The organism is Methanosarcina sp. WWM596, from assembly GCF_000969965.1.
GTDB lineage: Archaea > Halobacteriota > Methanosarcinia > Methanosarcinales > Methanosarcinaceae > Methanosarcina.
On the sequence record NZ_CP009503.1, the window covers coordinates 1,273,048 to 1,287,891 of the forward strand.

The following is a 14,844-nucleotide window of genomic DNA, read 5'->3' on the forward strand; positions in this document are numbered from 1 at the left end:
TTAATCCTGATTTCAATATTTATCTGTTTATATTTTTTCATTTTTAATTGTGTTTTTGCTCTTGATTTTCTGTATCATGCGAGCATGAAGCCGCATTTTTCTCTGAATTCCTGAAGCCCTGAGAAATTTTCCTTAAATCCATCATATACAAACTTTCCCTTATTCAGGATAAGGACCCTATCGCAGAGGGCAAAGCTCCGTTCAAGGTCGTGGGAAACCATTAATTTTGTGCTCCTCTGGAATTCAGGGCTTTTGAGGAGATTTTCGAATACCAGGGTGGCTCCGGGGTCAAGACCTGTATAGGGTTCGTCCAGAAGGAGAAGGGAAGGCCTGTGAAGCAGAGCCCTTGCAATGGAAAGCCTCTGTTTCATGCCTCTTGAAAAAGTGCTGACCCTTTCGTCCGCTTTTGTTACAAGCCCTACCTCATTTAAAAGCTGTAAAATTCTCTTTTCAAGTTCCTGACCATTTATTCCATACATTTTCCCAAAAAAATGCAGGTTTTCTTTTGCAGTAAGATCTCCATAGAGGTAGGAATCGTGGGAAAGCATCCCTATTTCTTTACGGACTTTTTCCGGTTCTTTAGTTATGTTAAACCCGGCCACGAAAACAGAGCCTCCGGTAGGCTCGATCAGGGTCGAGATCAACTTCAATAGAGTGGTCTTTCCAGCTCCGTTGGGGCCAAAAACAACCGCAAATTCGCCTTTTTTTAGGTCAAGGTCAAGGGCTTTCAGGACAGGAGTTTTCCCGTAAACTTTTGATAGTTCCCTTATGGAGACCGCGTTTTCCATCGGCACTACTTTGAGAATCCCTCTAAATTAATCTTTTTATATGGTTTGTGCTGTATCTGTGTAGCTTTGTACTGGATTAATGACTCCATATTTACACTTTTTTGTCTACGGAGCCTGTCTCCAACAGTTATTTCTTAAAACTCCTTAGTATATTCTGCAAAAACCCCTTCTTTTCAAAGTACTGCTGGTGATAATCTTCTGCCATATAGAAATCAGATACCGGCACTATCTCGGTTACTATAGGATTTTTGAAAGTGCTTGACTTCTCGAGTTCTTCCTTTGAGGCTAGAGCAGTAGCTTTTTGCTCCTCGTTGTGGTAAAAAATCACGGAGCGGTACTGTTTTCCTGCATCAGGTCCCTGTCTGTCCTTTGTGGTCGGGTCATGGACCTTCCAGAAAACATCCAGCAAGTTCTTATAAGATACAACCCCTGGGTTGAAAATGACCCTTACGGCCTCTGCATGCCCAGTATTAAGGGTGCAGACCTGCTCGTAAGTAGGCTTTTCAAACTGCCCTCCGCTGTAGCCAACCGCAGTTGCAATCACGCCTTTAACCTGCCGGAAAGCCTCTTCAATTCCCCAGAAACAGCCTGCAGCAAAGGTTGCTTTTTCCAGGCCTTCTCCTGGATTTTCAAATACATCTGTACTCTCTTCAAGCGTTGCGTTTCTCTGTTCAGCTTTTTTATTACCTTCCACTATTTCCCCCCTCAATCTTCAAGGAAATTTTCTCTGCTCAGGTTTTACCGTATTTTCCCATCAGTTCCCCTTCGGCAATAATGTGCCCTATCATTTCGCTTTCAAGCTCTTTTCTCCCGGCCTCTGCTTTGAGCTCAAGCTGCCTGTTCAGCGCATAAACCCTGAAGAAGTACCTGTGTGTGCCCGAGGAAGGGCATGGACCACCATAGCCGATCTTCCTGAAGTTATTTATTCCCTCTATTCCAGGGATACTATCCTCCTCTATTTTTGCTACCGGCTCAATATTCCAGACGACCCAGTGAGTAAATGGATTCATGGGAGTATCAGGATCGTCCATGATCAGTACCAGACTTTCGGCTTCCTCAGGAATGTTCGCGAATTCCAGAGGCGGATTTATGTTTTCCCCATTACATGTATATTTTCTGGGGATAGTACTGTTAGATTCAAACGCACTGCTAAAAACCTTTATAATCTGGATGTCCATATTCTCATCCTCTTTGCTGGTATCAGAAGATCCTTCATCTGCAGGTGCTTCAACCTGCCTATTTTTTATACATCCCGATATCAGGAGCACCCCTGCAAACAGGAACATTAAAACAACTGCTCTGGCTTTTCTGTTCATGCACAGCACAAGTTCCTGAGATCAGAGTAAATTGCTCAACACTATAATGTTAAAGGAGCATTAAAACAACTGCTCCGGCTTTTCTGTTCATGCACAGCACCAGTTCCTGAGATCAGAGTAAATTGTTTAACACTATAATGTTAAGGCTGAAGAGATATAACCTTAAGGATATTTATAAGAAGAAGCGTAAAACCCATGAAATCTTAATTTCATGGGATATAAGCGTCAACTTCCTCAACATTAAACCTTTTTCCAAGAGTTCGCCATCAGGCTTGATATGTCTTGAATAAATCCACTGTACCAAGTTCGTATTCATGTAAAGCCTAAACGGACGAATGGACAGAACTCAGTAGGGATGGTATAGCCCGAATTAACGTTCATGGAGATGCCGATAGTCTTCTATGAAGTGAGAAGCCGCTAAGTCTTTAGCTTAGGGGTAGTTCACCTCAGAACCCAACTTTAAAACTTGAATTGAGATACCATAATAAATTAATTTGAAATCCGACCTTAAGGTCTGGACCTCTTAAATATAACTTAAATTGACCAGACTTAAATTTCCCGAACTCAACTTCCAGTACGGTTTAAGTCCGTTTTCGGTTTAAGTCCGTTTTTTGGAATTGCCTGGCTGCACCACCGATATTGATGACTCTGGTAACCTGAAAACCCAGGTTTAAAAAATAAACTGCAGCTCAGGAACCATTCTTTAAAGCCGTCGACTGTTAAGGATAAAACTCTGAAAGGCAGCTTATTCAATCTTCAACTTCAAGAGCCTGAATTATATCGTTAACTGTCAACTCTCCTTTACCCACGCGTCGTACAAGTGGATAAATAAAAGAACAGTCATCAATTGCTGCCCAGCGAGCTTCGCCTACACGTCTTATAACGTCGTTCATAATTTTGCCACAATCGGTGCAGTATCTTGCATCACTCTCTATTCCACAAATTTCGCAGTTCATAGAAAACACCTCAATAACTATGGGGCTGTTGAAAATAAATAAATTTTGGTGATCAGTGAGAATAACTGCACAGCCATTGAAAAACGGGAGCTGAAATGATTAGAGCTACCGGAAAATTTCTCTTTTAAGCTGCTCAGGTTTTCACCCTCTGACAGCTCTAATTCTCCCGGAAACGATGGCACTTTCGGAAATCTGACACTTCAGGAGAGCTTTTTCAGATAACATCAGGTAACAGGCAGGTCAGGTAAGGTTGGCAATAATTTCGTTTATCTCCTCTACCCCGGAGCCCTTTACCACGACTTCTTCTTTGCTGCGCGTCCCCAATCCCAATTCCACAGCCTTTTTGATCTGGGGTTGATCCCAGACTGAATTCCCCTGAATTTTCGTAACCGTGCCCAGGGTTTTCAGAAGGGCAAGGCCGACGGTGTCGTTTGCGATCACATCCGGGCTTGCAAGGACAATTCCCGGTTCTCTCAGAGTTCCTATATTCGGGCCGTTGGTCACAAAGCACTTTGTAGCATCCGAGATATAGAAATCAGGCTTATAAACGAGATTGGACTCGGCAATCATGTTTCCGAAGAGCACATCCATCCCCTGTCCGTGAGGGAGTTGCCTCCTGTCCCTGTCTGCAGTTATGCTGATCTGGGACTTAAGGCCCATAGTAAACGTTGCAGTCCAGTGAGTCTTGATTACCGGAAGGGCAATTGAGTAATCTATAGACGACAGAAACTCAGGCACATCAAATCCTCGCGGCCAGGAGTAAGCCTTCCTGGGTTCCACATGTTCGCGTTTCATGTGGTCAAACGTCAGGATTTCATCAACTCCTTCAGCCTCAGCAACTTGCCAGAGCCCCAATTTTTTGAGCACCTCCTCCGTGTTCAGCGAACTCATCGACTTCTCAGCCACGATTATTTTTCCTGGATTGTATCTTTTTACTTCTCTGATAACGCCCCTCAGTACCTCAGGGTTTGTCGAACCCGGAGCTGGGTCTGCGGTATTTGCGTTCGGTCGGATCAACACAGTTGCCCTTTCCTTAATTTTGAGCCCGCCTGCAAGCTCCACAGCTATTCTTACGGATTCCAGAGTATCCTCATTTCTAGAAAGTCCAACAATTGCCATAGCAACCTCCATAGAGTAATTGTAACCCGATGTATAAATATCAGAAATAAAATGAAAAACGAAGACGAAAGAATAATGGAGACAGAAGAAATAAAAAGTAGCATCAAAAAGATTATTTTTTTAGATTGAATTTAATTCCGCCTTGTTTGTTACTTACCTGTAGTTTTTTCTCTTCTTTCACTATTTTTGTAAGACTACTCTCCTGCGTCGAGCGTGACAAAAACGACATAGTACCGTGAATAAGGTTGTATGGGTTCAGAAGGTCTATTATTTAGTCCACTTGAGCGAATCTCCCTGCTAAAACCCATTAAGTAGTTCTTGAGCGCAGCTCTTTACTCTAATCCTTCAAGTATTCCTCTTGAGCACAGCGAAAAGGACCGCGTACTGTTGCGATTACATCGCAATTCCCAGAAAATCTCTGATTTCCTGCGATCCCGAGGCGCAATTCGGGAGGCGCAACTGGGGAGATTCAACTGGGGAGATTCAACTGGGGTAAATTTATTGTCGTAACTTGCACTCGCACATCTCTATGAGTGCCCCTTCTCCAATCCTGGAACCGCGGGCAATAAGCATGTCTCCTGCCTGGACAACAGTATTGCCTTTAGGAGCATAGACCCAGCGTTCAGCCCTCTTGATTGCCATTACATGCAGCCCGGTTTCTGTTTCGAGTCTCAGTTCCGAGAAGGTCTTGCCAACTATTGGAGAACATTTTTCGACCTGCAGCCGGGTGATTACTTCTTCGGAGTTCCGGACTGCAAGGGTAATGATCGGGTGGAGCTCAATATCCCTCAGGACGGTATCTGCAATTCCGTAGGCGGCATCTGAAATCGCTTCCGAGGCACTGGCAAGGTGCAGGATTCCCCTGAGCACGTTTACATCTTCAACGTGTTTTGCAGTTTCAAGTACCCAGTGCTGAAGTTCGTACTTCATGGAATCCATTTCTGACTCAAGGGCACTGACCTCATATGCAATATCTTCGTTATCGAAGAGGATCGCAGAGTAAGCAAGCCCTACTGAGAGTTCAGACATGTTTTTCATGTCCACGATTATGTCCACTGCGTGTTCAAGGTCCTTTAAGGCTGTATCGTGTTCGATTTCTTTCGGAACAAACTTCTTTGTCGTCGCCATTTGAAATAAAAGAGGAACCCCTTCATCGTGCCCTCTGGAGATCAGCACATCTCCCGGACGGATCCGGGTTTCCTTATCAGGGTCATAAATCCAGTCTTCACTTCTGCGGATTGCAATTACCCACATCCCGGTTTCGATATCAAGTTCAAGGTCACCAAGAGTGCGTCCGGTCATTACAGATTCTGCAGCAACGGTTGCCCTGACAATGGTTTCTTCTGCTTCCCTGAGGGCTACCTTCAGCTCCATAGGAATGCCCATATTCATGAGAACGATTTTGGCAATGTCGCCTGCAGCGTTTGCTATATTTTCCGAGGACGCAGCAACCTTCAAAACTCCCAGGAGTTCTTCAGCTTCGTCAACCCTGCGTGTGCTTAACATTGCAGCCATCTTCATATTATAGTCGAGGGTATCCATTTTATCTTCAAGGTTAAGCACCTCTTCTGCGATGTCCTCATCATCATAGACCATTGCAGAATACGCAAGGTCTACCATGAGTTCGGAAGTATCCTTCATCTCAGTCAAAAGGTCTATAAGATTCCTTGGACTGTATCTGAATTCTTTAGGGAACATGGTCTCTGTATCAACTCTACCTTATTGTTAGTGTGTATAAGTATATACCTCATAGTAATTATTAATTTTTGAATTATTCCTAATTGAAAGGCTTATTAAATTAAATATAAATGTTCCTGATAAAAGTGATGCTATTAAGTTGCATCCCATTTATAAAATCTCCAGCAAATGCAGGGCTATGAAGATTCCCATAACCCCCACAAGGTCTCCAAGACTCGCTATAATAGGTATAACAGTATCATCAGGATCTATCCCGAAGCGGTGAGAAGCAAAGGCGATGACAATCGTTGCAGAGTATACAACTGTAAGTTCTATAACAACTGCAATAAGGCTGATTTCTAGCAGGGTAAGGAAAGACATCCCAAACCCCATAAATTTACTTGCAATGAAAACCAGCACACTGACGGAAATTGAAGAAACAAAGCCCACAATTGCTGCTGCAGTAACGCTGTTATGTACCACGGGGTTTCTGTAAATCCGGTCCCCAAGTCCCATATGGAAGGCAGATGAGAGTCTGGCTCCCAGCATGCTGCCCGTGTCACCTCCTATCTTGATAAGGGAAGGGATAAGGATCAGGATTGCAGGCATAGAAAGCAGGCTGTTTTCTCTTGTGTTAAGTATCTGCCCTACAATGATCCCTATTACGCAGGTAATCGAAAGTACGGGAAGCCCACGCTGGATAATACCACTTACAGTGTAATAGCTGGTCTGGCTCCCTTTTTTTCTCAAAGCATCATCACCAGTTTTGCTGAAAGAAAAAGCATGAACATAGAAACAATATCCCCGATAGTTGCAATTGAAGGAGTAACAACATTATCGGGATCAAAGCCGAACCTGAACATACCTATGGCAAGCAGGACAGCAACAAAAGAAAGGATTACTCCGGAAGTAAGGGCAGAAATCACACAGATCAGGATTAGCTTAAAAGCTCCCGCACTTTCAAAACCCAGGGCAAGGGTAACAAAATGTCCTAAAAACCCGAGCATGATCGCCATAATAAAACCCAGGAGAAGGGACCCTGAAATGTTATTTGTCAGCTCAGGATTGTTTCTGTCTATGTCAGTGATCAGCCCCATATGAATTGCACTGCCCAGCCTGGAACCAAGGGTTGAGGAAATATTCCCACGTAGCCCGAGCAAGCCAGGATAAATAACAATTAATCCGGGAATCATTTCAAGTTCACTGGTCATTCCTGATAAAATGATCCCTGCAATCACCCCTCCTACAGTCGCCATAAGCTCAAAAGGCAGCGCCTCACGTACTATTGAAGAGACACTCGCATACTCGCTGAGATATCTGTCTATATACTGGGATTCGAAGATATCTTCATCCCTGTGCGACTCGGAGGGCATGCGACTGTATTATACGCTGATTATATTAAAATAATGGGGAACTCTCTAAAATCGGGTTTGTGAAAAATTTTTCGATTTCAAGTCTGTACAAAATAATAGAAATAAACTCAACTTTAGTTATTGAAGGTGGCAATTTACCCGATATTACGAAGAAGTCGGATAAATCCCAATCTTATATTTCACCAAATTTTGAAGTTGTTGTCGTTTTTGCCGTCACTTTGTAATCAATAGAGCAGTTCATGGAAAAATTTCTGAATTTCCAATGAGACAAAGTTTTGATGTAATGAAGTTGGGTGGGTTTTTGGGGGACGCGAAGCCTGCAAACAGTGTAACTCGGAGTTATTTACAGGCTTATGGAGGAAAGCAGGGGTAGAGAACAACAAGCCTTCGTGCGATCTCCTTGCCACGGGTCTGTGGGGCTTTCACAAATATAATTTAAAATGAACCAATATCGTGCCGTGCTACTCTCTTTTTTATATAACTGTTTGAATGCGAATGAAAGGATGCTTATATATATAGTTTCTGACCACGGTCTTTAACAATCAACGTTCGGGGAAAAATTGCAGGCCCAAAACGAGTATTGAAGATAGATTGTTTGAGAATTTACACAGAAAACTTATAAGGAGTTAGATAAGAGGGATTTATGGAGTTCAAAAGTATTTCCCGTACCATACGAACTCCATAAAATACACCCTAAAAGGCAGTGATTATGTTAGTTTTGTCTGTATTTAAGCTTGCCTGATCCTGCCTCCTAAGGGAAAAATAACTTAGGAGTTAGATAAATGATTAAGAACAAAATGGAAATAGGAATACTTATTTTGGCAATGCTGGTTGGCATGGTGTTAATACCGGCTGTGAGTGCACAGCAGGAAGACAACTATAGTTGCAAATAAAGTATACTTTCGGAGTTGACATAGTGCTCAAGAAAAGTAAAACTGGAAAAATTTTGATACCTATGTTATTGATACTTTCGTTATTTTTTGGTATTATACTAATTAGTTCCGCAAACGGAGATGATAAACAATTGGATAATTCTAAGTATGATCAACTGCCGGCTTATAGTCTTGATTTTTTTGACGAAATTAAAAAGAATCCACAATATATAAGCAGCAGGGGATCATTTCCCGAAGCACTAGGCGATGATAAAAAAGAAAACCTCTTTTTAGATCCGGTTTATATGTGTTGGAGTAATATAACAGAAGTAGACCAATTTTTTACCGGATTTACTGATTTTGTAATTGGCTTTAATTATGCGAGCGGGGGTTACTTAGTAGTTGAATTGGAGTCTGATTCTTCAGAAAAAGTGAATGAGACAACAATTGATGCAATATATCAGAGAATAGATAGTTACTGTGAACAGGAGGGTGTAAGTGAAGTACCTGTGGTCTTTATGTGGTCGCACATAGACAAAACTCTTCCATTACCTGATTATGGCCCTGAATCTTTTGAAAGGGCTAGAAACGAGACAGGATTCATAACTACTCGAGGAACAATGCCTGTCATCACATATGTGGATGAAAAAGCAGAGTGGATAGACTTACTTGTTAAGTGTAGTCAGCCACTTTCTCGTCCTAATAGTACTACAGGAATTAATCCTTATTTTGTTGAATTCGGTGGTCCTGTGAATGGTTTTGGAACCGATATTAATGGATATTTAATAGTAGGGTTCGAGGCGTCCACCCCAGAAAAAGTAAATGAGTCAGTAATTGATGAAATATATCAAGTAATAGATGAACACTGTGAACAGGACGGCATCCATGACGTACCAGTCGTTTTTATTTTTTCACACACAACAGAAGATTTAGCAGCAGAGGATGGATCAGGAACGGATGAAGAGGTGATTACTGTAACAGATGAAGATGGAAATTATATAGATAACGAATCAAAACAAAAAAATAACGAGAAAAATAATCAAGCGCCAGGTTTTACTTCAATATTGGTCGTCTTAGGGGTTTCATCGTTGCTGATCGCAAAGCGTTTATAGCTATTCCCCATTTTTATTTAATGAGCTCATCCCAAAAACCTGTTTTATCCTAAGTTTGACAGTACCCACTAATTGGTACTGAATATTTCCCTTTTTTTTGGTCCGATTGGACTTGACAGGTTCTATAAATTTATAAAAATTTATTATATATTCTACGTAATCCCACTCATTTTTGCTACAATCAAGCTATTGATCTGGTCAAAATTCGCAAAAATATAGTTTTTGACCCCATTTTTCTTGAAATTGATTGTAAGTGTCAAATTCTTCAAGCTTTTTTTGGTGAATTTCGTAGACCTGCGTTTCAGGTCCTCAAACTCATATCGCCGACCTTCCGCAGAAGTCCACAAAAATGCCACCTATTTTCTCAATATGGCCATGGCTTAAAAATCAACTCGCCATAATAGTGAGAATATTGGACAAATCATCAAATTAATTACCTATTTGTGCACATCTGCGGAAAGTGAGTTGGATTATTGGGAAGCCTGGCCTGCCTGGGCGGTGGATGGAAGTTCAGAAAAAAATAATGTAAGACTTGCATAATCAGATTGATAACACATATTTAAATTGCAGATTAAAATATTAGGACTTACGCACTTGGGATATAAAATCAAGTACCACAGACGTTGAAGCTAAATCCATATTTTGCACAGTTGAAGGTTTAATGCTATTGATTTCCAGTTCAACCACGTAAGTCCTAAATATTTAATTGCTTTTTCGTAAAACAACGTGCTTGAGAGGAAAATTTGTAATTTATATCATTACCCGGATAGAATAAATTACCCTCTATTACTATTTTCTTATCCCGTTTAAATCATCATAACTTAAAACTTCATGATGAACTCGTGAAGCGGTTATGTTTAATTTGAATCCTTCCCAAGAGTGGATCAGGTGGCGAAATATGAGGACTCGTTACAAAATAATTGTATTATTAATAATCATTTCTGCCGTATTGCTGTCTACCTGGTGGCAAGACCAGAAGCAGAGGATGTATGATAGGAGTCTCAGGAGTAGTTATGATTACGATGTGATGTTGACTACAGATTCTACTTTGAACAACGTGACTCTTTACATACCACTTCCAGTTATAAACGACACATCATACGTGGGCATGGATATCATAGAGCATCATTTCAATAACCATGATCCTTCATGGGAATACTCTATAGTGGACACGGAACACGGACTCATGCTTTCTATGAAAAATGAGAAGGGAAAAAGTATAGATCTTAGTACTATGGTATTATCTAACCAAACAATATATACAATAAACCCACTAGGCAATGAAATGGTTCTTATGCCCAAATATAATCTCACGCGAGATGTCAACGCCAGGGGAGCTTATTCACGGACTTCTGAGCAATTTGATTATGACAGCAAGATGTATGCCTATTATGATACCTCTTCGAATGCAAACGTCAGCATTTCCATCTACCTGAACGGACGTAATGAATGGTGGATAGGGGGATGGCAATATAATAGCTATTGGGAAACTATGGAAGTTATGTTGTCTGGATCCCAAGATGGATGGACAACAGTAAGTGGTCAGCTTGTAACAGGAGAAGGAACGTACTATTAATATGAAATGTCGCCTGCTTTTAACGGGCAACTTCCTGATTCATTATCTGTTATACCCAATTAATTCTAATATTTTACTTGCAGAATTTGACCTCTGAGAAAAAGGTCAAAACAGGCTGTCTCAAAAGTAAACTTGATTCTACAATTGGGGTAGAATATTCGACTAAAAGGTTAATTTGTACCTAAAGTTTGGAAAAAAATCTTATTTAAGCTTAAAGTAAACATTGTCCATTATCCAATTGTAGAAATGGCTTGAGTTTTGAGACAGCCTGAAAACAAGACTTTTTTGGAAAATAAAGCTTTTTGGAAATTGATATACTCTATTTTTCAGGTATTCCATGTTTGAATTCAAAAACAACGCTAAATTTTACTTTTTTTGTTCTTTTGTCAATTTGTGCGAAGCCTGCAAACTGTCTAAGGTGGAGTGATTTACAGGCTTGTAGAGGAAAGCAGGGATAGAGAACAACAAGCCTTCGTGCGATCTCCTTGCCACAGGTCTGTGGGGTTTTCACAAATATAATTTAAAATGAATCCATTTCATGCAATTCTCATTTTTATATAATTGTGTGAATGCGAATGGAGGGATGCTCAAATATATAGTTTCTGACCACGGTCTTTAACAATCAACGTTCGGGGGAAAATTGCAGACTCAAAATGAGTATGGAAGATAGATTGTTTGAGAATTTACACAGAAAACTTATAAGGAGTTAGATAAGAGGGATTTATGGAGTTCAAAAGTATTTCCCGTACCATACGAACTCCATAAAATACACCCTAAAAGGCAGTGATTATGTTAGCTTTGTCTGTATTTAAGCTTGCCTGATCCTGCCTCCTAAGGGAAAATAACTTAGGAGTTAAACGAATGAGTAGAAACAAAATTACAATAGGAGTACTTCTTTTGACAATGCTGGTTGGTATGGCGTTGATACCACCAGCAATGGCTTCCACCGAAGAACAGCAAACCAACCTAACTAAAGATCCTGTTCAGTTAAAAATTGAGGCTTTGGAAGCTGAGATGGGTGAAGAAGGAATGAAGGAAGTTGCTGATTATCTGGAGCTACAGGCTTCTTTACCAGATGTTGTGAAACAGATGCCATATAGTGGGCTTGCTTTTGCTGCTACAGATCCTGAAAGTCAAGCCATTAAAATGGGATATATTGATAACTTCGATGTTTCTAAGAAGGAAAAAAAGAGGTACAAAGCTGGACTGCAAGACATATGGGATAGGTATCCGAATAATATCACGACGGATGACTATGCTTTCATGAGTGAGTTGGGTCCAATGATTGAAGAAGAAGCTTTAAAGGAATATCCGGTTGTTGGCGTAAGGTGGTATGCAAATTCTCATCAAGATTTTGCTTACTATGCTTGTGACGGGTCTGCTTATGCAAGTTATGCTGAAGATGCAGCTGATGACCCCGATGTTTCTGGCTTTGAGCTTCCGGGATATCGGTACTATAATCATTACTGGGATGCTTATTGGCATGTAGGAGGCGCACCAGGGTGTTGTGATGCTTATGCAGGTGGTGCGCAAATCTGGGCTGATAATGGACGTATGGCGGACGCACATCACGACTTTGGAATTTCCAGTCACTATTTGTCGGATGCTGGCAATCCGTTCCATTCAAAAGGAGCAGTTGATCAGGTTGGGAATTTCGTTGCGAATCTGTTCACCAGTAATAACCATGATTTGTATGAGCAATACATCTCTAATAATTGGGGTTCAGGAGCTAATTTTGGTAGCTATGTCAGTAGCAATACTCAATCTATTACTGTGACTGATCCAGAACAGGCAGTTAAAGATAACGCTGATTATAGTGCTCAGTATTATGACTATATTTGGGATAAGGTGAATAACCATCCTGACACGTTTGGTTCATATTTCTACGTACAGTACTATACTCTCCTATGTGTCCAAAAAACTGCAAAGTATAACCATGGGTTGTATGATTATATTATGACATAATCTGAAATGGGTTTATATTTAAGAAGATGCCTTCAAAGGCATCTCTTTCTTTACTACTATTTTTCCCTATCATGGACAAGAAACAAGTTATTACCGTGGTTCAGTAAGTTGTCAAATTTATGTTTGATTTAGATCCTTCCCAGGAGTGGATAGGTGATGAAATATGAGGACTCGTTACAAAATAATTGTACTATTACTGATCATTTCTGCTGTGTTGCTGTCTATCTGGTGGCAAGAGCAGAAGGAGAGGATATATGAAAGGAATCACATGAGTAGTTATGATTACCGTGTCGAGTTGACTACGGATTCGACTCTGAGCAATGTTACTCTTTACCTTCCGCTCCCGGTGATAAACAACACATCATCCGTAGGCACAGATATCGTAGAGAATCATTTCAATGACTATGATCGTTCATGGAAATATGCTCTTGTGGATACGGAGCACGGACTAATGCTTTCTATAAATAATGAGAAAATAGAGCCAAAATACGCTACCAGAAGTAGAGATTCAAAGAAGATTCTGCATCCAAGTATATTTAGAACAATCTTATTCACTAACCAGACCATAGATACAATGAACCCGCTGGGCAATGAAATGGTTCTTATGCCCAAATACAATCTCACGCAGAATGTCACCAGAAGGCCTTATCCACCGGCATCTGAGATATTTGATTATGAAAGCAATATGTATGCCCACTATGATACCTCCTCGAATGCAAACGTCAGCATTTCCATTTACCTGCATGGAAGTAATGGATGGTGGATCGGAGGATGGCTGCATAATAGCTACTGGGAAGACACGGAAATTAAGTTGTATGGAGCTCAGGCTGGATGGACAACAGTAAATGGTCAACTTTTTACAGGAGAAGGAACGTACTATTAATATGATACGTCGCCTGTTTTAAGAGGCTTCTTCCTTATTTATTACCTGTTATGCCCTAATCAATCCTAACATTTTACTTGCAGAATGTGACATCTAAGAAAAAGGTCAAATTAACCCTGGTTTGAAAAATAGGGTTTTTTAAAGTTCTTTATGTGTGAATTTTCTGTCTTCCTACAGGTTGAACATCAAAATACCAGTTAATTTGGCTTTTCCGGTTCTTTTATTGGGTCTGTTTCCAAGCTTTGAACCCTAAAAATCATCTAAAGTACCTTACCTAAAGTACCTTATTATGTATGTGTGCTTGATATAGTGCGCATATATTAGTTCCAGAAAAGATGTCTTTTGGAAAGTTGGATTGTCAATCCTATAAAAATGGATTTTGAGGGATTAAACTCCACAACTTCTGAAGTGGTTAATATGAGCAAAATCAATAAGGAAATTGTGATTTTTATTATTTTTCTAACTCTTTTAACGTTTTGGGGGTTATTTGTAAAAACACCGGTAGAGGATACGAAAACACAATATCCTGAATCAAAAGTAGGTGGTATGACTATTCAATTTAAAGATGGAATTTCTGAGTCCGAAGTAAAAGCCATTCTTCAACACTATAACATGACTCGGAACTATAGACTAACATATGACACTAATTATTCCGATATGGATTACTACATAATGGCAGACAAAGATAACTGGAGTGACATCAGAAGCGAACTTGTAACAGAGATGAAAGAGAATAATAAAAAATATTGGACCCTATCTATACCTGCTCAAGTTATGAAAAAAGAAGATTATTACGTTCTTCCGGTCTCTGAACAAGCAGTAAAGGATGAAAAATTTCTTGCAATACTGGACAAATATGATATTAAAGTGGATAAATTTATCTGGTGTAAGATTCGTTTTCTTTATAGTGATGGTCCCCGGACTTATTGGATTCCGGAAGAGGATGCAATAAAAATAAAAAATGAAATGGAACAAAATGAAAATATTTTTTCGGTCCAGCTTAGTTACCTTTTTCCCTAATTTGACAGAATTGTAACTTATTGTCACATATTTGATTTTTTTCCATAATGTATTTCATCATAGACTTTTTGCACAGTAAGGAACACAAATCTTAGTTTTATGTGATCTCCCTGCCACAAGCCTGCAAAGCGTTAAAAAATCAATATCAGGCAAAATTGAAAGGTTATAGAATTTATAATGATAAACG

The 14,844-nt window shown here is 40.2% G+C and carries 13 protein-coding genes and 1 pseudogene; 5 read left to right on the forward strand and 9 right to left on the reverse strand.

Translation table 11 applies throughout. The features are described from left to right. Positions 1–74 precede the first annotated feature (74 nt). The 8 genes from MSWHS_RS05715 to MSWHS_RS05750 all read right to left on the reverse strand — a co-directional run bounded on the left by MSWHS_RS05715 (position 75) and on the right by MSWHS_RS05750 (position 7,229). Positions 75–788, reverse strand: coding sequence for an ABC transporter ATP-binding protein (locus MSWHS_RS05715; RefSeq protein WP_048126751.1), 714 nt, complete (start codon positions 786–788; stop codon positions 75–77). 127 nt (positions 789–915) lie between these two features. Beyond that, positions 916–1,482: a peptide-methionine (S)-S-oxide reductase MsrA gene (gene msrA / locus MSWHS_RS05720; protein WP_197074026.1), complete on the reverse strand. Its 567-nt coding sequence runs from the start codon at positions 1,480–1,482 to the stop codon at positions 916–918. 37 nt (positions 1,483–1,519) lie between these two features. After that, positions 1,520–2,104 (reverse strand): YbhB/YbcL family Raf kinase inhibitor-like protein, encoded by a 585-nt coding sequence (locus MSWHS_RS05725; RefSeq protein ID WP_048126753.1) that lies wholly within the window; start codon positions 2,102–2,104, stop codon positions 1,520–1,522. A 749-nt stretch (positions 2,105–2,853) separates the two neighbouring features. Next, on the reverse strand, positions 2,854–3,060 hold the full coding sequence (locus MSWHS_RS05730) for a hypothetical protein (RefSeq protein WP_048126755.1): 207 nt from the start codon (positions 3,058–3,060) through the stop codon (positions 2,854–2,856). 240 nt (positions 3,061–3,300) lie between these two features. Next, entirely contained in the window at positions 3,301–4,179 is an 879-nt protein-coding gene (locus MSWHS_RS05735; protein ID WP_048126758.1) for a DUF362 domain-containing protein, read from the reverse strand. A 498-nt stretch (positions 4,180–4,677) separates the two neighbouring features. Next, on the reverse strand, positions 4,678–5,877 hold the full coding sequence (locus MSWHS_RS05740) for a potassium channel family protein (protein WP_048126759.1): 1,200 nt from the start codon (positions 5,875–5,877) through the stop codon (positions 4,678–4,680). Positions 5,878–6,027: 150 nt separating this feature from the next. Next, positions 6,028–6,606, reverse strand: a complete 579-nt coding sequence (locus tag MSWHS_RS05745; protein ID WP_197074027.1) for a magnesium transporter — start codon at positions 6,604–6,606, stop codon at positions 6,028–6,030. Beyond that, positions 6,603–7,229, reverse strand: coding sequence for a magnesium transporter (locus tag MSWHS_RS05750; RefSeq protein ID WP_048126761.1), 627 nt, complete (start codon positions 7,227–7,229; stop codon positions 6,603–6,605). Before MSWHS_RS05750 ends, MSWHS_RS05745 begins: the two co-directional genes overlap by 4 nt. 916 nt (positions 7,230–8,145) lie before the next feature. Between MSWHS_RS05750 and MSWHS_RS05755 the strand changes: the two genes are divergently transcribed. Continuing rightward, the gene (locus MSWHS_RS05755) at positions 8,146–9,213 is read left to right on the forward strand and encodes a hypothetical protein (protein ID WP_231585598.1); all 1,068 of its coding nucleotides are present in this window, start codon (positions 8,146–8,148) and stop codon (positions 9,211–9,213) included. Between the two features lie 152 nt (positions 9,214–9,365). Here the strand turns inward: MSWHS_RS05755 and MSWHS_RS05760 are convergent. Continuing rightward, a pseudogene (locus MSWHS_RS05760) lies at positions 9,366–9,536 on the reverse strand (IS1634 family transposase); the annotation flags it as partial. Between the two features lie 575 nt (positions 9,537–10,111). Between MSWHS_RS05760 and MSWHS_RS05765 the strand changes: the two are divergent. The 4 genes from MSWHS_RS05765 to MSWHS_RS05780 all read left to right on the forward strand — a co-directional run bounded on the left by MSWHS_RS05765 (position 10,112) and on the right by MSWHS_RS05780 (position 14,657). Continuing rightward, complete coding sequence (locus MSWHS_RS05765; protein ID WP_231585599.1) at positions 10,112–10,789, forward strand: hypothetical protein; 678 nt, start codon at positions 10,112–10,114, stop codon at positions 10,787–10,789. 861 nt (positions 10,790–11,650) lie between these two features. Further along, a complete protein-coding gene (locus MSWHS_RS05770; RefSeq protein ID WP_048158852.1) occupies positions 11,651–12,754 on the forward strand; it encodes a hypothetical protein in 1,104 nt (367 codons plus the stop codon). A 268-nt stretch (positions 12,755–13,022) separates the two neighbouring features. Continuing rightward, entirely contained in the window at positions 13,023–13,637 is a 615-nt protein-coding gene (locus tag MSWHS_RS05775; RefSeq protein ID WP_231585600.1) for a hypothetical protein, read from the forward strand. A 417-nt stretch (positions 13,638–14,054) separates the two neighbouring features. Next, entirely contained in the window at positions 14,055–14,657 is a 603-nt protein-coding gene (locus MSWHS_RS05780; protein WP_048159571.1) for a UPF0228 family protein, read from the forward strand. Positions 14,658–14,844 lie beyond the last annotated feature (187 nt).

What these genes read in the sequence shown, in the direction of transcription:
- MSWHS_RS05715 (WP_048126751.1), bottom strand. Translation starts at nt 788, where the DNA reads ATGGAAAACGCGGTCTCCATAAGGGAACTATCAAAAGTTTACGGGAAA.
- MSWHS_RS05725 (WP_048126753.1), bottom strand. Translation starts at nt 2,104, where the DNA reads ATGAACAGAAAAGCCAGAGCAGTTGTTTTAATGTTCCTGTTTGCAGGG.
- MSWHS_RS05730 (WP_048126755.1), bottom strand. Translation starts at nt 3,060, where the DNA reads ATGAACTGCGAAATTTGTGGAATAGAGAGTGATGCAAGATACTGCACC.
- MSWHS_RS05735 (WP_048126758.1), bottom strand. Translation starts at nt 4,179, where the DNA reads ATGGCAATTGTTGGACTTTCTAGAAATGAGGATACTCTGGAATCCGTA.
- MSWHS_RS05740 (WP_048126759.1), bottom strand. Translation starts at nt 5,877, where the DNA reads ATGTTCCCTAAAGAATTCAGATACAGTCCAAGGAATCTTATAGACCTT.
- MSWHS_RS05750 (WP_048126761.1), bottom strand. Translation starts at nt 7,229, where the DNA reads ATGCCCTCCGAGTCGCACAGGGATGAAGATATCTTCGAATCCCAGTAT.
- MSWHS_RS05765 (WP_231585599.1), top strand. Translation starts at nt 10,112, where the DNA reads ATGAGGACTCGTTACAAAATAATTGTATTATTAATAATCATTTCTGCC.
- MSWHS_RS05770 (WP_048158852.1), top strand. Translation starts at nt 11,651, where the DNA reads ATGAGTAGAAACAAAATTACAATAGGAGTACTTCTTTTGACAATGCTG.
- MSWHS_RS05775 (WP_231585600.1), top strand. Translation starts at nt 13,023, where the DNA reads ATGAGTAGTTATGATTACCGTGTCGAGTTGACTACGGATTCGACTCTG.
- MSWHS_RS05780 (WP_048159571.1), top strand. Translation starts at nt 14,055, where the DNA reads ATGAGCAAAATCAATAAGGAAATTGTGATTTTTATTATTTTTCTAACT.